Below are 19,028 nucleotides of genomic sequence, written 5' to 3'. Positions count from 1 at the left end.
TAGCATCGGCGCATACCATTACCGAGTCCCCTGTATGTCTGAGTCGAAACGGCTGTTTTTTGCCATAGAATTGCCCTCCACGCTGCAGCGAAAAATCGTTCGCTGGCGAGCCAGCCATTTTCCCCAGGACGCAGGGCGTCCGATCGCGGCGGCAAACCTGCACCTGACGCTGGCCTTTCTGGGCGACGTCAGCGCCGAAAAACAGCGCGCGCTGGCAGCAATGGCTGGCCGCATTTCTCAGCCGGCGTTTACGCTGCACCTCGACGACGCGGGCCAGTGGCTGCGCTCACGTGTGGTCTGGCTGGGCACGCGCCAGCCACCCCGCGGGCTTTTACAGCTTGCCAGTATGTTGCGCGCCCAGGCGGCTCGCAGCGGGTGTTACCAGAGTCCGCAGCCGTTTCATCCGCATATCACCCTGCTGCGCGATGCCGGTCAGGCCGTTGCCATTCCGCCACCCGGCTTTCACTGGGACGTTGAGGTCAATACCTTCGCGCTTTACGAATCGGTCTTTACCCAAGGACGCACCCGTTATACGCCGCTACAGCGCTGGTCGCTGGGCGATACCCTAAGGAATTCTGATGAAGTTTAGTCCTGCCCTGCAGCACGCCACGCTGGTTCAACGCTACAAACGCTTTCTCGCTGATGTGATCACCCCCGAAGGTGAACAGCTCACGCTGCACTGCCCGAACACCGGTGCCATGACCGGCTGTGCAACGCCGGGTGACACGGTCTGGTATTCCACTTCAGAAAATACTAAACGCAAATACGCCCATACCTGGGAAATGACCGAGACGCAAAACGGGGCATTTATTTGCGTGAATACCCTGCGCGCCAATCAATTAGTTAAGGAAGCATTGACCCTTGGCACCCTGCCCGAACTGGTGGGGTATGGCACGCACAAAAGTGAAGTTAAATATGGCGATGAAAGCAGCAGAATTGACTTCATGTTACAGGCGGAAGACCGGCCCGAGTGCTATATTGAAGTAAAATCAGTGACGTTAGCGGAACAGGAAAACGGCTACTTCCCGGATGCGGTCACGCTACGGGGGCAGAAGCATCTGCGGGAGCTGATGAGTGTTGCGGCGGCGGGCAAACGCGCCGTATTGCTGTTTGCGGTTTTACATTCAGCCATTGAACGATTTTCTCCAGCCCGCCATATTGATCTCAAATACGCGCAATTGTTGAATGAGGCACAAAAGCAGGGGGTGGAGGTTTTGGCTTATAAAGCGGAACTTTCTGCCGATAATATGACTCTGAGATCCTCTCTTCCCATTGTCTTATAAGGGATTAGACGATTGACTATTAAGTGTTCTGGCCGCGTGCGCAAATACGCTTTTCCTCACAGGCTTGTCAAGTGTTACGTTTAGATAATTGCCATACGGAAAAGCATCTGCTATTTATAGCGACCTGATTTTTCCCCCAACACGGGGATCGATAGTGCGTGTTAAGGAGAAGCAACATGCAAGAAGGGCAAAACCGTAAAACATCGTCCCTGAGTATTCTCGCCATCGCTGGGGTGGAGCCGTATCAAGAGAAGCCGGGCGAAGAGTATATGAACGAAGCCCAGCTGTCGCACTTCAAGCGTATTCTTGAAGCATGGCGTAATCAACTCAGGGATGAAGTCGATCGCACCGTTACTCATATGCAGGATGAAGCTGCTAACTTCCCGGACCCGGTAGACCGTGCCGCTCAGGAAGAAGAGTTCAGCCTCGAACTGCGTAACCGTGACCGCGAACGCAAACTGATCAAAAAGATCGAAAAAACGCTGAAAAAAGTCGAAGACGAAGATTTTGGCTACTGCGAATCCTGCGGTGTTGAAATCGGAATTCGTCGCCTGGAAGCGCGTCCAACCGCCGATCTGTGCATCGACTGTAAAACGCTGGCAGAAATCCGCGAAAAACAGATGGCCGGTTAATACCAGCGCTGTTTACACACTCTAAAGGCGGGAGTTTCTCCCGCCTTGTTACTGTTGATATGTCTGAATCACACTATATTGGGCGCTTCGCGCCATCCCCTTCTGGTGAATTACACTTCGGCTCATTAATTGCCGCCCTCGGCAGCTACCTGCAGGCTCGCGCCCGTCACGGTAAATGGCTGGTCCGCATTGAAGATATTGATCCTCCGCGTGAAGTTCCCGGTGCAGCAGATACCATTCTGCGTCAGCTGGAACATTACGGTCTTCACTGGGACGGTGACGTCCTCTGGCAGTCAAGGCGACATGATGCCTACCGGGAACGCCTGGCGTGGCTCCACGCACAAGGGCTCTCCTACTACTGCACCTGCACCCGCGCGCGTATTCAGAGCGTGGGTGGCGTCTATGACGGCCACTGCCGCACGCGCAATAACGGCCCAGAACTGGCCGCCGTGCGCATAAAGCAGCATGCCCCGGTGACGCACTTTACTGATTTACTCTCCGGCGAAATCCATGCGGATGAACGTCTTGCACGCGAAGATTTTATTATCCACCGCCGTGACGGCTTGTTCGCCTATAACCTGGCGGTTGTGGTTGATGACCATTTCCAGGGCGTGACGGAAATTGTGCGCGGGGCTGACCTGGTGGAACCTACCGTGCGACAAATATCGCTCTATCACCAGTTTGGCTGGAACGCGCCGGATTACATTCATCTGCCGCTGGCGGTCAATGAACAGGGCTTTAAACTGTCAAAACAAAATCATGCGCCCGCCCTGCCAGACGGCGATCCGCGCCCTGTTTTGATCGACGCGCTGCGATTTCTCAACCAGAATGTAACCAACGAATGGCAGGATTTGCGAATTGACGAACTGCTGAAAATGGCGATCGCCAACTGGACGCTGACGACCGTGCCAAAAATCCAGCATTCTCAAATGCGTTGCGCTGAGCTATGATTAGCCGCTTTTTTCATAACAAAACACACTACGAGGTGTACTATTTTTACCCGAGTCGCTAATTTTTGCCGTAAAGTGCTAAGCCGCGAAGAGAGCATGGCGAACGACGCTATTGCGCAAAACCGCATGTCGGTTATTCCACGTGAGCAGCACAATATTTCCCGCAAAGATATCAGTGAAAATGCCCTCAAGGTGCTCTATCGTCTGAATAAAGCAGGCTACGAGGCCTATCTCGTTGGCGGTGGGGTGCGTGATTTACTGCTGGGCAAAAAACCAAAAGATTTCGACGTGACGACCAGCGCCACGCCAGAGCAGGTGCGCAAATTATTCCGTAACTGTCGCCTTGTTGGCCGTCGTTTTCGTCTTGCTCACGTCATGTTTGGGCCGGAAATTATTGAAGTGGCGACCTTCCGCGGTCACCACGAGGCGGGCGAATCCGATCGCACCACCTCCCAGCGCGGCCAGAACGGCATGCTGCTGCGGGACAATATCTTCGGCTCTATCGAAGAAGATGCCCAGCGTCGCGATTTCACGATCAACAGCCTTTACTACAGCGTGGCAGATTTCACCGTCCGTGATTACGTCGGTGGCATGCAGGACCTGAAAGACGGTCTGATTCGCCTGATCGGCACGCCGGAAACGCGTTATCGTGAAGACCCGGTGCGTATGCTGCGCGCCGTACGTTTCGCCGCCAAACTCTCAATGCGCATCAGCCCGGAAACCGCAGAGCCGATACCGCGTCTGGCGACGCTGATTAACGACGTGCCGCCAGCCCGTCTGTTTGAAGAGGCGCTGAAGCTGCTGCAGGCCGGTTACGGCTACGAAACCTACAAGCTGCTACGCGAATACAGCCTTTTCCAGCCCCTGTTCCCGACCATTACGCGCTGCTTTACCGAAAACGGTGACAGCCCAATGGAACGCATGATTGCGCAGGTGCTGAAGAATACCGATACCCGCATTCACAACGATATGCGTGTGAACCCGGCGTTCCTGTTTGCCGCGATGTTCTGGTATCCGCTGCTGGAAGCAGCGCAGAGAATTGCGCAGGAAAGCGGTCTGGCCTACTACGATGCGTTTGCGCTGGCCGCAAATGACGTGCTGGATGAAGCCTGCCGCACGCTCGCCATTCCAAAACGTATTACGACGCTGGTGCGTGATATCTGGCAGCTTCAGCTGCGCATGTCTCGTCGTCAGGGTAAACGCGCCTGGAAGCTGATGGAGCATCCTAAATTCCGCGCCGCGTTCGATTTACTGTCGCTGCGTGCTGAAATTGAACGGAACCAGGAACTGCAGCGTCTGGCGCAGTGGTGGGGAGAATTCCAGGTTTCAGCACCGCCAGAGCAGAAAGATATGCTCGTCGACCTCGATGACGAACCGACGCCGCGTCGTCGCCACCGTCGTCCGCGCAAACGTGCGCCGCGCCGTGAAGGTACGGCATGACCCTGGCGTACATTGCCATCGGCAGCAATCTGGCCTCTCCGCTGGAGCAGGTTAATGCTGCCGTTCAGGCGCTGGGTGAAATCCCACAAAGCCGTATTGTGGCGGTCTCTTCTTTCTACCGGACACCGCCGCTGGGGCCACAGGATCAGCCTGATTACCTGAATGCCGCCGTGGTGCTGGACACTGCGCTGGATGCCGACACGCTGCTGGATAATACTCAGCGAATCGAACTGCAGCAGGGCCGCGTACGCAAAGCCGAACGCTGGGGGCCGCGCACCCTCGATCTCGACATTATGCTGTTTGGCCACGAGGTGATTAACACCCCCCGTCTCACCGTTCCGCACTACGACATGAAAAATCGCGGCTTTATGCTCTGGCCGCTGTTCGACGTTGCCCCTGACCTCACCTTCCCTGACGGCCTCTCGCTGAAGGCAGTGCTGGATAGCCTCGACGCAGAAAAACCAGCCCGCTGGTGATCCGCGTTTTTACCGGTTAACCCTCACTGAATTGTGGTTAATCGGTTGCCTAAAATCATTGTTCCCTCAAATGTTACTGTTAGAATGCGCAAAGATTCGCTTTTGGGCTATCAGGAAACAGTATGAAACCAACCACCATCTCCTTACTGCAGAAATGCAAACAGGAAAAGAGACGCTTCGCCACCATTACTGCGTATGACTACAGCTTCGCTAAGCTTTTTGCCGAAGAGGGTATCACTGTCATGCTGGTCGGAGATTCGTTAGGGATGACGGTACAAGGCCATGATTCCACCCTGCCGGTGACGGTCGAAGATATTGCCTACCATACCCGTGCCGTGCGCCGCGGAGCACCTGCCTGTCTGCTGCTTTCCGATCTGCCTTTTATGGCCTACGCGACGCCAGAGCAAGCGTTCGAGAATGCGGCAACCGTCATGCGTGCCGGGGCCAATATGGTCAAAATCGAAGGCGGAGCCTGGCTTGCAGAGACCGTGAAAATGCTCACCGAACGTGCCGTGCCGGTCTGTGGTCATCTGGGTCTGACGCCGCAATCCGTCAATATTTTTGGCGGCTATAAGGTGCAGGGCCGCGGTGACGCGGCACAGACACTGTTTGAGGATGCCCTGGCGCTGGAAGCCGCTGGCGCACAGCTGCTGGTGCTGGAGTGTGTGCCGGTTGAACTGGCGAAACGCATCACCGAGGCGCTGTCGATTCCGGTGATTGGTATTGGCGCAGGCAACGTTACCGACGGTCAGATTTTAGTGATGCACGACGCCTTTGGTATTACCGGCGGTCATATCCCTAAATTCGCCAAAAATTTCCTGGCAGAAGCAGGCGACATGCGTGCTGCTGTGCGGCAGTATATTGCCGACGTTGAATCCGGTGTTTACCCGGGTGAAGAACACAGTTTCCATTAAGGAGTCTTGTTGTGCTAATCATTGAAACCCTGCCGCTGCTTCGCCAGCATATCCGTCGTGCACGTCAGGAAGGTAAACGTATCGCACTGGTTCCCACGATGGGTAACCTGCATGACGGCCATATGAAGCTTGTTGATGAAGCCAGAGCGCGTGCAGATATCGTGGTGGTCAGTATCTTCGTGAACCCCATGCAGTTTGACCGTGCCGACGACCTGGCGCGCTATCCGCGCACCCTGCAGGAAGATTGCGAAAAACTCAAAAAACGCCACGCCGACATTGTCTTCTCTCCGGCACCTGCAGACGTCTACCCGCAGGGGACCGAGGACGCGACCTACGTGGACGTGCCGGGCATTTCAACCATGCTGGAAGGCGCCAGCCGTCCGGGCCATTTCCGCGGCGTTTCAACCATCGTCAGCAAGCTGTTTAACCTGGTGCAGCCGGACGTTGCCTGCTTCGGTGAGAAGGACTTCCAGCAGCTGGCGTTGATCCGTAAGATGGTCGCCGACATGGGTTATGATATTGAGATCGTGGGCGTGCCGATTGTGCGTGCCAAAGACGGTCTGGCGCTCAGTTCCCGTAACGGGTACCTTACCGCGGATGAGCGTAAAATCGCGCCGGGATTGAGCAAGGTCATGAATACCATGGCGGAACAGCTTGTGGCTAAAGAGCTGAGTGCAGAAGAGATCGTTGCCCTCGCCGAACAGGCGCTGAACGACAAAGGCTTCCGCGCTGACGATATCCAAATCCGTGATGCCGATACGCTGCTTGAGCTGACCGATACCAGCAAGCGCGCGGTGCTTCTGGTGGCTGCATGGCTCGGTCAGGCACGCCTTATCGACAATAAAGTGGTTGAGCTGGCATAACTCTCTACCTCCCCTCGTTCGCGGGGGGTTAACGCATGATGATTAAAGGTAAACGTAATGATTCGCAAAATGCTGCAAGGTAAGCTTCACCGTGTGAAAGTCACTCAGGCCGACCTGCACTATGAAGGCTCCTGCGCCATTGATCAGGATTTTCTTGATGCAGCGGGCATCCTTGAAAACGAAGCCATTGATATCTGGAACGTGAATAACGGTAAGCGCTTCTCTACCTATGCGATCGCGGCGGAACGCGGCTCCAGAATTATCTCCGTGAATGGCGCTGCCGCTCACTGTGCCGACGTCGGTGATATCGTTATCATCGCCAGCTTCGTGATGATGTCTGACGAAGAAGCCCGTCGCTGGCAGCCAAAAGTGGCGTACTTCGAAGGCGACAACGAAATGAAACGCACCGCGAAAGCCATTCCGGTCCAGGTTGCCTGATATCCTGAAGGCTGTGAACCGTTCACAGCCTTCTCTCACCTCATCCCTGCGGCTGATTACTGATAAGCCGCGACATCGTCTCCAGCGAATCCGTCCTTAAAATATACAGTCGCTTAAGCAGGAACGGATTGTCCCCGGGCTTCACTTTGCCTTTTACCGTTGTCACCGCCAGGTGGAACCCTGCGTCATTCGCTGCTTTTACCGCTTTGTCATCATAGGCGCCAAACGGATAAGAGAGATAGAGCACGTGCGGGTTAAATTGCGCCAGCGCCCGGCGTGAACGCGCGAAATCGAACAAAATCACGTGATGGCTACGGCTCAGTAAGATCGGGTGTTTATTGCCGTCCACCCGATGCAAGAAGTGAGTATGGGACTGGATATCAAACACATCCTGGATCTGCTCAAGCTCAGAGACACTCATAAACTGCAGGTATTTCGGCGCCCACTTCTGCGGATGACGTTTTATACGCGACGAGATGATAAACGCCGTCGCCTTGAATCCATACGCTTTGAGGACGGGATACGCATAGCGGCTCACCGACTTCAGCCCGTCATCAAAGGTGATCACCACAGACTTCGCCGGCAGGTTCATTTTGTTACGCACATACCCTTCAAGCTGAGCCATCGTCAGCGTGGTATAGCCCTGATCGCGAAGCCAGGTCATCTGGTTGCTGAACGCACGCACGCTGGTGGTCGTAGAGGTATGCCGGAAACGGGTGTTCTCCTCATCACGCAGGATATGGTGATAGGTCAGGACCGGGATGCCGTTATCTTCCTGCGCATCCAGGCTGCTGATCCACGCCAGACGATTGCCGATGCGGATCTGATACCAGGTCTGGTTCAGACGGTCTTTAAGTTTATTCAGAATGGGGTAGCGAAGGTTAGCGCTCATCGTGCCGAAAGGGGCGCTTCCGCTGCTGGGGGCGTTAAAGACAGGCGTGTCTTTCCAGGTTATCAGGTTCTGGTTACTCAGCGGTTTATTCAAATCACCAAGGCTGTCTTCCACGCGCTGTTTGCCCTGCACGTCTTCCAGGTGCTCTTTATCAATAAAGCCCGTGCCGAAGCCAAAACGAAACTCGTAGTAATCAGCGGATGTGGGGACGACGGCCAGGATTTGCCCGGCACGGATATTGCCGACATTGACCACATTGTTACCTACTTGCGCCCAGATAGCCGCATCTTCGGTGGTTTGCATATATCGGGCGGGAAGCCCTTGCTGAGCGATCAGGCTGGCAGATGCGCCGCCGGAAACCAGCAGCAACAGAAGGAATACAACGCGCATGAACATGGAATATTAATCGACACGAAAAATCAGCCACCATTGTAACAAAAGCAGCATCAATACCAATGTTTAATTCTTATACAAATCATGGAGCAAGACAAAGGGAGGATTTTTTTGCTGCTGATGCCACAGGCTGCTGACGCCGGCCACTTTTTTGTCGACGATCGCATGACGGAATTCAGCGCTGCTTAAGGTTTCCCGAAAGGGATACATGGATTCCAGCAGCAAAGAGTTAATGCCTGATATCACTTCACAGTTGTCGTGCTTGTGGCTCAACAATGCCGCAGAGCGATAAGGTGCCGCGCCGGATTTATCGGTCAGGAAGATGACGCCGTCACCGGTGTCGGTTTCATGCAGGGCATCGCACATCATTCGGCTGAGCATGTTGGTGCTCAATCCACGCCAGTAGTTAACCGCACGGCATTGCGCCAGCGGACCAAATCTGGCCTCCAGTTTATCCAGCATATCCTGCGCCTGTTCATCATGGCAGGCGATCACCCATCCCAGCATCACTCTCTCCTTAGCAGGCAAGTAGTTTAGCGGAGTGAAGGTTAGCGTACGGTGATAACAATCAAAGAAAAGCACCCGGCAAACAGAATGTCGCCGGGCGGAAGATTAGCTGCGCAGACCGCGTCCACGCTGAATCAGAGACCAGCACAGCAGGTAGAAGGCGATAATAAACACCACCAGCACCGCAACCGTGGTAATCAGTGGCACATCCGTAATGCCGAGGAAACCAAAGCGGAAGCCGCTGATCATATAAACAATCGGGTTCAGGTGTGACAGCGCCTGCCAGAACGGCGGCAGCAGCGTCAGGGAGTAGAACACCCCGCCAAGATAGGTCAGTGGCGTCAGCACAAAGGTCGGGATCAGGCTGATATCATCGAACGTTTTAGCAAACACCGCGTTCAGCAGACCGGCCAGCGAGAACAAGATGGCCGTCAACAGTAACGTGAGCGCCACGAACAGCCATGAATGCACCTGGAACGGCACAAAGAACAGGGAGATCGCCGTCACCAGAATCCCCACGCAGAGACCGCGCGCCACGCCGCCGCCCACATAACCCGCAATGATCACATGCGTTGGTACCGGCGCGACCAGCAGCTCTTCAATGTTACGCTGGAACTTGGCGCTAAAGAATGATGATGCCACGTTAGCATAGGCGTTGGTGATCACCGCCATCATGATCAGGCCCGGCACAATAAACTGCATATAGGTAAAGCCGTGCATTTCACCAATGCGGGAACCGATGAGGTTACCGAAGATGATGAAGTAGAGCGTCATGGTGATCACCGGCGGTACCAGAGTTTGCACCCAGATACGCATAAAGCGGTTAATCTCTTTCGCCCAGATGCTTTTCAGCGCGACCCAGTAAAGATGCGTCATGCCTTGTCTCCTTGTTTATCCTGCACCAGAGAGACAAACAGCTCTTCCAGTCGGTTCGCTTTGTTACGCATACTTAATACCTGAACACCCTGCGCGCTCAGCTGTGAGAACACGCTGTTGATGCCCTGCTCGCGCAGCACTTCCACTTCCAGCGTTGAGGTATCCACCAGACGATAGTTATAGCCTTCCAGCGTCGGCAGCGGGCTTTTCGCCGCCAGGTCGAGAATGAAGGTTTCGGATTTTAGCTTGGCGAGCAGGCTCTTCATCGAGGTGTTTTCCACCAGCTCACCGTTCTGAATGATGCCGATATTGCGACACAGCATCTCCGCCTCTTCGAGGTAGTGCGTGGTCAAAATAATGGTCGTGCCTTTGTCGTTGAGGTCCTTCAGGAAGCCCCACATTGAACGACGCAGTTCGATATCCACGCCCGCGGTGGGCTCATCAAGGATCAGCAGCTTTGGCTCATGCATCAGCGCACGGGCAATCATCAGACGGCGCTTCATCCCGCCAGACAACATGCGCGCACGTTCATTGCGTTTTTCCCACAGATCGAGCTGTTTGAGGTACTTTTCGCTGCGCTCAACCGCTTCTTTGCGCTCAACACCGTAGTAACCCGCCTGATTAACCACGATTTGCTGCACTGTCTCGAACGGGTTGAAGTTGAACTCCTGCGGTACCAGTCCGAGCTGGCGCTTGGCATTCACCACATCTTTTTGCAGGTCGTAACCAAACACGCTCACCCGGCCGGACGTTTTATTGACCAGAGAACTGATAATGCCAATGGTGGTGGATTTCCCCGCCCCATTCGGCCCCAGAAGCGCGTAGAAATCCCCCGCTTCCACTTTGAGATCTATCCCACGCAGCGCCTGAACGCCGCCTGGATAGGTTTTTTTGAGCTGCTCAAGCTCCAGTGCAATCGCCATGAATTAAACTTACCTTAGGTTCTGACACACGTTGTGTGGTTTCATTAAAAGTCGAGTTACCCTATATTAGCGCAACGCAATCACTCGGTTACAGGTCGCTAACCTCCATGAACGACATAGATACACTCATCAGCAACAATGCACTATGGTCAAAAATGCTGGTGGAGGAAGACCCCGGATTTTTTGGAAAGCTCGCGCAGGCGCAAAACCCACGCTTTCTCTGGATTGGATGTTCCGACAGCCGCGTTCCGGCAGAGCGCCTGACAGGTCTCGAGCCTGGCGAACTGTTTGTGCACCGTAATGTTGCCAACCTGGTGATCCATACCGACCTCAACTGCCTTTCGGTTGTTCAGTACGCCGTTGACGTTCTGGAGGTCGAGCACATCATTATTTGTGGCCACTATGGCTGCGGCGGTGTGCAGGCCGCGATTGAAAATACCGAACTCGGGTTAATCGATAACTGGCTGCTGCATATCCGCGATATCTGGTTCAAACATAGCTCACTGTTGGGTGAAATGCCGCAGGAGCGTCGTCTCGATACCCTTTGCGAGCTGAACGTGATGGAGCAGGTTTATAACCTTGGCCATTCCACCATCATGCAATCGGCGTGGAAACGCGGGCAAAAAGTCTCGATCCACGGCTGGGCATACGGTATTCACGATGGTCTGCTTCGTAACCTGGAAGTGACCGCCACCAACCGTGAAACGCTGGAGCAGCGCTATCGTTCCGGGATAGCTAACCTGAAGCTTAAGCACGTCAACCATAAATAGCTGCCTGTAAGCGGTTCAGATAAAAACAAAACGGCAACCCGGGTTGCCGTTTTTACTGTGTGTTCCCTCGTCAGAGGGCAACAGGCCGTACGTCACAAACCTTACTCGTCGAGCAGGATCACTTTACCCACATACGGCAGATGACGGTAACGCTGCGCGTAGTCAATGCCATAGCCCACGACGAACTCGTCAGGGATAGAGAAGCCGACAAACTCTACCGGCACCTGCACTTCACGGCGGCTGGGTTTATCCAGCAGGGTGCAGATCGCCAGGGATTTTGGCTCACGCAGGCTCAGGATCTCGCGCACTTTAGAGAGCGTGTTGCCGGAGTCGATGATGTCCTCAACGATCAACACATCTTTGCCACGAATATCTTCATCCAGATCTTTCAGGATTTTCACATCACGGGTTGTGGACATGCCGCTGCCGTAGCTGGAGGCGGTCATAAAATCGACCTCATGGGACACCTGCACTTCACGGCACAGGTCTGCCATGAACATGAAAGAGCCACGTAAAAGACCGACCAGCACCATTTCGCTGCCGCTGTCCTTGTAATGTTCGGTGATTTGACGACCCAGTTCGGCGATACGCGCTTTGATCTCGGCTTCCGGGATCATCACTTCAACAGTATGTTTCATATTACTAACCATATGATTTTAATGAAAATCTCTCAATGCGGATGAATGTTACTCCGGCATCGATACGCAAGCCAGCCATTATATCAGTAAATGGATACACCTGGCGCATGAGTTATAAAAAGCAAATATTGTGATTCCGATCACACTTGTTAATACCTATAATTAGTTGCTAGCAAATAATTAACAAAACTGACGAGTACACTTTCTATGGCTGAAATAAAAACTCAACAGCCACGTCTACTGGTGACATTAACAGCGCTATTCGCCGCCTTCTGCGGCCTGTATCTGTTAATCGGTGGCGTCTGGCTGGCCGCAATTGGCGGCTCCTGGTACTACCCTATTGCGGGTCTGGTTATGCTTGGCGTAACCGTCCTGTTGTGGCGTAGAAAACAATCCGCGCTATGGCTTTATGCTGCTTTACTCCTCGCAACCATGATCTGGGGCGTCTGGGAAGTCGGTTTCGACTTCTGGGCACTGACGCCGCGCAGTGACATCCTGGTCTTCTTTGGTATCTGGCTGATCCTGCCGTTCGTGTGGCGTCGCCTGATTGTTCCTTCAAGCGGTGCCGTTGCGGCGCTGGTGGTTGCCCTGCTGATCAGCGGCGGCATTCTCACCTGGGCCGGTTTTAACGACCCGCAGGAGATTAACGGCACGCTGAATGCCGAATCCACCCCAGCTGCGGCTATCTCGCAGGTCGCGGATGGCGACTGGCCAGCTTATGGCAGTAATCAGGAAGGTCAGCGCTACTCCCCGCTCAAGCAGATCAACGCGGACAACGTTAAGAACCTGAAGGAAGCCTGGGTATTCCGTACCGGCGACCTGAAGATGCCAAACGATCCAGGTGAACTGACCAACGAAGTGACGCCGATTAAAGTCGGTAACATGCTTTATCTGTGCACCGCGCACCAGCGTCTGTTCGCGCTTGATGCGGCCACCGGTAAAGAGAAATGGCACTTCGATCCACAGCTGAACTCCAACCCGTCGTTCCAGCACATCACCTGCCGTGGCGTCTCTTACCACGAAGCGCGTGCTGATAATGCGAGCCCTGAAGTCATTGCCGACTGTCCTCGCCGCATCATGCTGCCGGTAAACGATGGCCGCCTGTTCGCGATCAATGCCGAAACCGGTAAGCTGTGTGAGACCTTTGCCAACAAAGGTATCCTGAATCTGCAGACCAACATGCCGGACACCACGCCGGGTCTGTATGAGCCAACCTCACCGCCGATCATCACCGATAAAACTATCGTGATTGCCGGCTCGGTAACCGATAACTTCTCCACCCGCGAAACCTCTGGCGTTATCCGTGGTTTTGACGTGAACACCGGTAAACTGCTGTGGGCCTTCGACCCGGGCGCGAAAGATCCAAATGCGATCCCATCGGACGAACACACCTTTACCTTTAACTCACCTAACTCCTGGGCACCGGCGGCGTATGACGCGAAGCTGGACCTGGTCTACCTGCCGATGGGCGTCACCACGCCAGATATCTGGGGGGGTAACCGTACGCCTGAGCAAGAGCGTTATGCCAGCTCTATTGTGGCGCTGAACGCGACCACCGGTAAACTGGCCTGGAGCTACCAGACTGTTCACCACGACCTGTGGGATATGGACATGCCGTCCCAGCCGACGCTGGCAGACATTACCGTTAACGGCAAAACCGTTCCGGTGATTTATGCACCCGCGAAAACGGGCAACATCTTTGTGCTGGATCGCAGCAACGGTAAGCTGGTTGTCCCGGCACCCGAAAAACCCGTTCCGCAGGGCGCTGCCAAAGGCGACTATGTCACCAAAACACAGCCGTTCTCTGACCTGAGCTTCCGTCCGAAGAAAGATCTCAGCGGTGCAGACATGTGGGGTGCCACAATGTTTGACCAGCTGGTGTGCCGCGTGATGTTCCATCAGCTGCGCTATGAAGGTATCTTCACGCCACCTTCTGAGCAGGGCACGCTGGTCTTCCCGGGTAACCTGGGCATGTTCGAATGGGGTGGGATCTCCGTTGACCCTAACCGTCAGGTGGCGATTGCCAACCCGATGGCCCTGCCGTTTGTTTCTAAGCTTATTCCACGCGGTCCAGGCAACCCAATGGAGCAGCCTAAAGATGCTAAAGGCAGCGGTACTGAAGCGGGTATTCAGCCGCAGTATGGCGTGCCATACGGCGTCACGCTGAACCCGTTCCTGTCGCCGTTTGGTCTGCCGTGTAAACAGCCTGCCTGGGGTTATATCTCCGGCCTGGATCTGAAAACTAACCAGATCGTCTGGAAAAAACGTATTGGTACGCCTCAGGACAGCATGCCGTTCCCGATGCCAGTTCCTGTCCCGTTCAATATGGGTATGCCAATGCTGGGTGGTCCAATTTCTACCGCCGGTAACGTGCTGTTCATCGCGGCAACCGCCGATAACTACCTGCGCGCGTACAACATGACCAACGGTGAAAAACTGTGGCAAGGCCGTCTGCCAGCAGGTGGACAGGCAACGCCGATGACCTATGAAGTGAATGGCAAGCAGTACGTTGTCATCTCTGCGGGTGGTCATGGTTCGTTTGGTACGAAGATGGGCGACTACATTGTGGCTTATGCTTTACCCGACGACGCTAAATAATTAACACCGCCAACGGTAAAAAAAACGGCAACTTCGGTTGCCGTTTTTATTGTTTATCCCCTCTGGACCGGGGTCTGGGCATCAGGCCACACGATATTAAACCGTGAACCCCAGCATCATGCCCGTATCTTCATGCTCCAGCAGATGGCAGTGCGCCATATAGGCAAACGCCTTCGGTGCCTCGTGGTCAAATTTCACCAGCACCTCACTGACGCCACCTTCAACCCTGACGGTGTCTTTCCATCCCGCGCGATGCGCCTGTGGCGCGTTACCGTTTTCAGAAAGGATGCGGAACTGGGTGCCGTGAATATGGAATGGGTGCAGCATCATGTCGCCTTCGCCTGAAATCACCCAGCGTTCAAACTGCCCTTTTGTGGCAGCAAACATTGGCGTGTTCATGTCGAACGCTTTGCCGTTGATCATGTTGGCATTGTGGAAATCGAAATCGTGGCCACCGTGCCCCATGCCGCCCATTTTACCGTGGTCCATATTCATATGGCCCATCATCTCTCCGTGGTGCATACCCGCCATCGCCTGATTGCCATATTTCGCCATCAGTGCCTGCATGCCCATCATGTCGAGCATCGGGTTCATGGACAGTTGCAGCTTGCGTTGGATCAGGCCCTCGAGAGAAGGTAGCGCCGGGAGCGTGGTCAGGGTATCCGGCAGCATGCCCGAGGCCGTGACCTGCAGCGGCTGGATCTGCAGCACCGGGTGCGGCTTATCAAAGGGTGCAACCGCCATTCCCATCTGACTGACCGGTAGCGTGACCAGGTCAAACGGTTTGCCGTCGCTGATATCCACCAGCACCTCAAAACGCTCCCCCATCAGCATCGGTAGCGTATCCATCTTCACCGGTTCAGGCAGCAGCCCCCCGTCGCTTGCGACCACGTACAGAGGGCGTTTATCGCTGGTGGCGAAATTCAGTGAGCGGGCGTTACAGCCGTTGAGCAGGCGTAAGCGCAGCCAGCCTTTCGGTGCCGCATGCTGCGGGTAAATGGCACCGTTGGTCAGCAGGGTGTCGCCAAACCAGCCTACCGCCGCGCTCATGACGTCCAGCTGATAATCAATTTGCCCGTCAGCGGTGAATTTTTTGTCCTGCACAATGACCGGCACATCGTCGATGCCCCACTGTTTGGGCAGGCGCAGCAAACGGCTTTCGTCATCTTCGATCAGCACCAGCCCCGCCAGCCCCATCGCCACCTGATGGCCCGTTTTGCCATGCTGATGGGGGTGGAACCAGCAGGTCGCGGCGCGCTGGTCCGGGGTAAAAGTCACGCTTCGCTTACCGCCCGGTTTTATGATGCCCTGCGGCCCCCCGTCCACCTCGCCCGGCACTTCCAGTCCGTGCCAGTGCAACGTGGTCTCCTCAGCCAGCGTGTTATGGATATCCACCGTCACCGCTTTCCCTTTACGTAACTGAAGTGCCGGGCCGAGAAGATTGCCGTTATAACCCCACGTTGTCGCACTGTGTGCGCCGAAGGTCGTTTTACCGGACTGGACAACTAGCTGGATGCGGCTACGGGCATCCGCGGTGAGTAAATCAGGGATCGGTAAGGCAGGTCTGTCGGCCGCAAAAGCCACGCGGCTCCACAGCGGTAAAGCGCTGGCTACGCCAAGCGCAACGGAATATTTTAAAAAATCACGGCGTTGCATGTTCATTTCCTTATTTCCAGCAGGCGATCTTTTGAGCATAAACCCTCCCCTTACCGGAAGGTCAAGTGAAGCGGCAATAATAAAGATCGTCGGCCTGGCATCAAGTATGCTAACGTTAATTTTCCGTGATGCAGTGGTAGAAGCAATGAAGACGTTTTTCAGAACAATTTTGTTCGGTAGCCTGATGGCGATGTGTGCGAACAGTTACGCGCTGAGTGAAAATGAAGCGGAAGATATGGCCGATTTGACGGCAGTTTTTGTCTTTCTGAAAAACGATTGTGGTTACCAGAATTTGCCCAACGGGCAGATTCGTCGCGCACTGGTCTTTTTTGCCCAGCAAAACCAATGGGATCTCAGCAACTACGATAGCTTCGACATGAAGGCGCTCGGCGAAGACAGCTACCGCGATTTAAGCGGTATTGGTATCCCTACCGCCAAAAAATGCAAAGCGCTGGCTCGCGATTCACTCAGCCTGCTCGCCTACGTGAAATAACCTTCCCGACGCCCCCTTGTTGAACCTATAGCCGTGCAACCACGGTTATAGTTAGCTATCATGTTTCGCTCATTTTTTGTGAGCGTAACGGATGTTAACAAAGGAGGAGTCCGCGTATGGCCGACCACACGTTGTGGCATGAAACACTGCATGACCAGTTTGGTCAGTACTTTGCCGTTGATAACGTGCTCTATCATGAGAAAACCGATCACCAGGATCTGATCATCTTCGAGAATGCCGCCTTTGGCCGCGTGATGGCGCTGGATGGTGTCGTGCAAACGACCGAGCGCGACGAGTTTATCTATCATGAGATGATGACCCACGTTCCGCTGCTGGCACACGGGCATGCGAAGCATGTTCTGATTATCGGTGGTGGTGATGGCGCAATGCTGCGTGAAGTCTCCCGCCATCAATCCATCGAAACCATTACGATGGTGGAAATTGATGCCGGCGTGGTCTCTTTCTGTCGTCAGTACCTGCCGAACCATAACGCCGGTAGCTATGACGATCCGCGCTTCAGTCTGGTCATTGATGATGGGGTTAACTTCGTTAATCAGACGACCCAGACCTTCGACGTTATTATCTCCGACTGTACCGACCCGATCGGTCCCGGCGCATCGCTGTTTACCTCCGATTTCTACGAAGGCTGCAAGCGCTGCCTGAAGCCGGGCGGGATTTTCGTGGCACAAAACGGCGTCTGCTTCCTGCAACAGGATGAAGCCCTCGACAGCCACCGCAAGCTGAGCACCTATTTTGGCGATGTCAGCTTCTATCAGGCCGCTATTCCGACGTACTACGGCGGGATCATGACCTTTGCCTGGGCGACGGATAACGACGTACTGCGCCATCTTTCCACCGAAATTATTCAGGCCCGCTTCCACCAGGCCGGTCTTACGTGCCGTTACTACAATCCGGCAGTTCATACCGCAGCGTTTGCCTTACCGCAGTACCTGCAAGACGCATTATCCACTAAGGGGGTGAGCTAATTGAAAAAGCTTAAACTGCATGGCTTTAACAACCTGACCAAAAGCCTGAGTTTTTGTATTTACGATATCTGCTATGCCAAAACAGCGGAAGAACGCGATGGTTACATCGCCTATATCGATGAACTCTACAATGCCAACCGTCTGACCGAGATCCTGTCAGAAACCTGTTCGATTATCGGCGCGAATATCCTGAATATCGCCCGTCAGGATTATGAACCTCAGGGTGCCAGCGTCACGATTCTGGTCAGCGAAGAGCCGGTCGACCCTCAACTTATCGATAAAACAGAACATCCGGGCCCGCTGCCGGAAGTGGTCGTCGCCCATCTTGATAAAAGCCACATCTGCGTGCACACCTACCCGGAGAGCCATCCTGAAGGCGGTCTGTGTACCTTCCGTGCCGATATCGAAGTGTCGACCTGCGGCGTGATCTCCCCGCTGAACGCGCTGAACTATTTAATCCACCAGCTGGAATCCGATATCGTGACGATTGATTATCGCGTGCGAGGCTTTACCCGTGACATTAACGGCATGAAGCACTTTATCGATCACGAGATCAATTCCATTCAGAACTTTATGTCCGACGACATGAAGTCGCTGTATGACATGATGGATGTGAACGTGTATCAGGAAAATATCTTCCATACCAAGATGTTACTTAAGGAGTTCGACCTTAAGCACTACATGTTCCATACCCGACCAGAAGATTTAAGCGAAGAAGAGCGCAAGGCCATTACTGACCTGCTCTGGAAAGAGATGCGCGAAATCTACTACGGCCGCAATATTCCGACCGTGTAAGCCGCGCTGGGAGCAAGGACGCTCCGGTGTGCTATTTCTGTTTCATGAACGCCCGGTACGCCGTCACGACTTGCAAAAAGTCTTCTACGCCGCACAGCGACAGACTCTCTTCATCGTAGTAGCTCATCCCCTCTTCCATCTCATCACCGGAGAATTCAAGCTGGTTGGCACGCACCATCACCTCTTCGCCATCCATCCACAGCGTGTATTCGTGCCCGGCACGTTGCCAGGAGCGTTCACTGCCTTTCACCGTATTTGCCGCCTGTTCAACTTCGTCCAGAAGGGCGAGATTCTCTTTCACCTCTTCGTTGAACCAGTGTCCAACAGCTTCGTGGCCCATCGACATACGCACTTTCACCACTCCGGTGATGTCGCGCAGAAATTCGTAATCCATAGTATTTTCCTCTGCAAAGCCATTACGCTAATTATCGCAGCAGAGAGGAAGAAAAAAAGCGTGGGAGGCAGGAGGAATGAAAATAAAAAGGTGAGAGCAAGACCTTGCGGT

At 54.3% G+C, this 19,028-nt stretch carries 21 protein-coding genes; 14 read left to right on the top strand and 7 right to left on the bottom strand.

What is annotated here, in order from left to right; translation table 11 throughout:
- The first annotated feature begins 34 nt into the window (after positions 1-34).
- From thpR to panD, 9 genes are all read left to right on the top strand, one after another.
- Positions 35-589: an RNA 2',3'-cyclic phosphodiesterase gene (thpR, locus tag AM379_RS11885; RefSeq protein ID WP_014168680.1), complete on the top strand. Its 555-nt coding sequence runs from the start codon at positions 35-37 to the stop codon at positions 587-589.
- A complete protein-coding gene (sfsA, locus tag AM379_RS11880) occupies positions 579-1,283 on the top strand; it encodes a DNA/RNA nuclease SfsA (protein WP_014168679.1) in 705 nt (234 codons plus the stop codon). Before thpR ends, sfsA begins: the two co-directional genes overlap by 11 nt.
- A gap of 176 nt (positions 1,284-1,459) precedes the next feature.
- On the top strand, positions 1,460-1,915 hold the full coding sequence (gene dksA, locus AM379_RS11875; protein WP_001155232.1) for an RNA polymerase-binding protein DksA: 456 nt from the start codon (positions 1,460-1,462) through the stop codon (positions 1,913-1,915).
- A 59-nt stretch (positions 1,916-1,974) separates the two neighbouring features.
- Positions 1,975-2,865, top strand: coding sequence for a tRNA glutamyl-Q(34) synthetase GluQRS (gene gluQRS / locus AM379_RS11870; protein WP_014168677.1), 891 nt, complete (start codon positions 1,975-1,977; stop codon positions 2,863-2,865).
- Between the two features lie 42 nt (positions 2,866-2,907).
- Entirely contained in the window at positions 2,908-4,305 is a 1,398-nt protein-coding gene (gene pcnB, locus AM379_RS11865; protein ID WP_071605427.1) for a polynucleotide adenylyltransferase PcnB, read from the top strand.
- The gene (gene folK, locus AM379_RS11860; protein WP_032679634.1) at positions 4,302-4,781 is read left to right on the top strand and encodes a 2-amino-4-hydroxy-6-hydroxymethyldihydropteridine diphosphokinase; all 480 of its coding nucleotides are present in this window, start codon (positions 4,302-4,304) and stop codon (positions 4,779-4,781) included. Before pcnB ends, folK begins: the two co-directional genes overlap by 4 nt.
- A gap of 122 nt (positions 4,782-4,903) precedes the next feature.
- Positions 4,904-5,695, top strand: coding sequence for a 3-methyl-2-oxobutanoate hydroxymethyltransferase (gene panB, locus AM379_RS11855; protein ID WP_014168674.1), 792 nt, complete (start codon positions 4,904-4,906; stop codon positions 5,693-5,695).
- Positions 5,696-5,706: 11 nt separating this feature from the next.
- On the top strand, positions 5,707-6,558 hold the full coding sequence (panC, locus tag AM379_RS11850) for a pantoate--beta-alanine ligase (RefSeq protein WP_025205376.1): 852 nt from the start codon (positions 5,707-5,709) through the stop codon (positions 6,556-6,558).
- Positions 6,559-6,615: 57 nt separating this feature from the next.
- The gene (gene panD, locus AM379_RS11845; RefSeq protein WP_014168672.1) at positions 6,616-6,996 is read left to right on the top strand and encodes an aspartate 1-decarboxylase; all 381 of its coding nucleotides are present in this window, start codon (positions 6,616-6,618) and stop codon (positions 6,994-6,996) included.
- Positions 6,997-7,036: 40 nt separating this feature from the next.
- On the opposite strand, the gene AM379_RS11840 is transcribed toward panD, so the two are convergent.
- From AM379_RS11840 to AM379_RS11825, 4 genes are all read right to left on the bottom strand, one after another.
- Positions 7,037-8,284 carry a polysaccharide deacetylase family protein gene (locus AM379_RS11840; RefSeq protein ID WP_014168671.1) on the bottom strand — a complete coding sequence of 416 codons (1,248 nt, stop codon included), beginning with the start codon at positions 8,282-8,284 and terminating at the stop codon, positions 7,037-7,039.
- Positions 8,285-8,347: 63 nt separating this feature from the next.
- A complete protein-coding gene (locus AM379_RS11835; RefSeq protein ID WP_020882597.1) occupies positions 8,348-8,788 on the bottom strand; it encodes a PTS sugar transporter subunit IIA in 441 nt (146 codons plus the stop codon).
- 105 nt (positions 8,789-8,893) lie between these two features.
- Positions 8,894-9,664 carry an ABC transporter permease gene (locus AM379_RS11830; protein WP_014168669.1) on the bottom strand — a complete coding sequence of 257 codons (771 nt, stop codon included), beginning with the start codon at positions 9,662-9,664 and terminating at the stop codon, positions 8,894-8,896.
- Entirely contained in the window at positions 9,661-10,587 is a 927-nt protein-coding gene (locus AM379_RS11825; RefSeq protein WP_014168668.1) for an ABC transporter ATP-binding protein, read from the bottom strand. The genes AM379_RS11830 and AM379_RS11825 overlap by 4 nt, the downstream gene beginning before the upstream one ends.
- Positions 10,588-10,694: 107 nt before the next feature.
- Between AM379_RS11825 and can the strand changes: the two genes are divergently transcribed.
- Positions 10,695-11,357: a carbonate dehydratase gene (gene can, locus AM379_RS11820; protein ID WP_020882596.1), complete on the top strand. Its 663-nt coding sequence runs from the start codon at positions 10,695-10,697 to the stop codon at positions 11,355-11,357.
- A 101-nt stretch (positions 11,358-11,458) separates the two neighbouring features.
- Here the strand turns inward: can and hpt are convergent, their stop codons facing one another.
- Positions 11,459-11,995 carry a hypoxanthine phosphoribosyltransferase gene (gene hpt / locus AM379_RS11815; protein ID WP_025205381.1) on the bottom strand — a complete coding sequence of 179 codons (537 nt, stop codon included), beginning with the start codon at positions 11,993-11,995 and terminating at the stop codon, positions 11,459-11,461.
- Positions 11,996-12,202: 207 nt separating this feature from the next.
- Here hpt and AM379_RS11810 point away from each other — a divergent pair, with 207 nt between their 5' ends.
- Entirely contained in the window at positions 12,203-14,593 is a 2,391-nt protein-coding gene (locus AM379_RS11810; RefSeq protein ID WP_106503736.1) for a glucose/quinate/shikimate family membrane-bound PQQ-dependent dehydrogenase, read from the top strand.
- Positions 14,594-14,689: 96 nt separating this feature from the next.
- On the opposite strand, the gene cueO is transcribed toward AM379_RS11810, so the two are convergent.
- A complete protein-coding gene (gene cueO / locus AM379_RS11805; protein WP_106503735.1) occupies positions 14,690-16,249 on the bottom strand; it encodes a multicopper oxidase CueO in 1,560 nt (519 codons plus the stop codon).
- 145 nt (positions 16,250-16,394) lie between these two features.
- Between cueO and AM379_RS11800 the strand changes: the two genes are divergently transcribed.
- From AM379_RS11800 to speD, 3 genes are all read left to right on the top strand, one after another.
- Positions 16,395-16,742, top strand: a complete 348-nt coding sequence (locus AM379_RS11800) for a YacC family pilotin-like protein (protein WP_014882582.1) — start codon at positions 16,395-16,397, stop codon at positions 16,740-16,742.
- A 116-nt stretch (positions 16,743-16,858) separates the two neighbouring features.
- Positions 16,859-17,728: a polyamine aminopropyltransferase gene (gene speE / locus AM379_RS11795; RefSeq protein WP_014168661.1), complete on the top strand. Its 870-nt coding sequence runs from the start codon at positions 16,859-16,861 to the stop codon at positions 17,726-17,728.
- Positions 17,729-18,523: an adenosylmethionine decarboxylase gene (gene speD, locus AM379_RS11790; protein ID WP_014168660.1), complete on the top strand. Its 795-nt coding sequence runs from the start codon at positions 17,729-17,731 to the stop codon at positions 18,521-18,523.
- Positions 18,524-18,554: 31 nt separating this feature from the next.
- Here speD and yacL read toward each other — a convergent pair whose 3' ends face one another.
- Complete coding sequence (gene yacL, locus AM379_RS11785) at positions 18,555-18,917, bottom strand: protein YacL (RefSeq protein ID WP_014168659.1); 363 nt, start codon at positions 18,915-18,917, stop codon at positions 18,555-18,557.
- Positions 18,918-19,028: the final 111 nt, after the last annotated feature.

This window comes from Enterobacter cloacae complex sp. FDA-CDC-AR_0132 (assembly GCF_003010695.1).
Classification (GTDB): domain Bacteria; phylum Pseudomonadota; class Gammaproteobacteria; order Enterobacterales; family Enterobacteriaceae; genus Enterobacter; species Enterobacter ludwigii.
The sequence above is the reverse complement of the archived record's forward strand: the minus strand, read 5'-3'. Positions and strand labels throughout refer to the sequence as shown.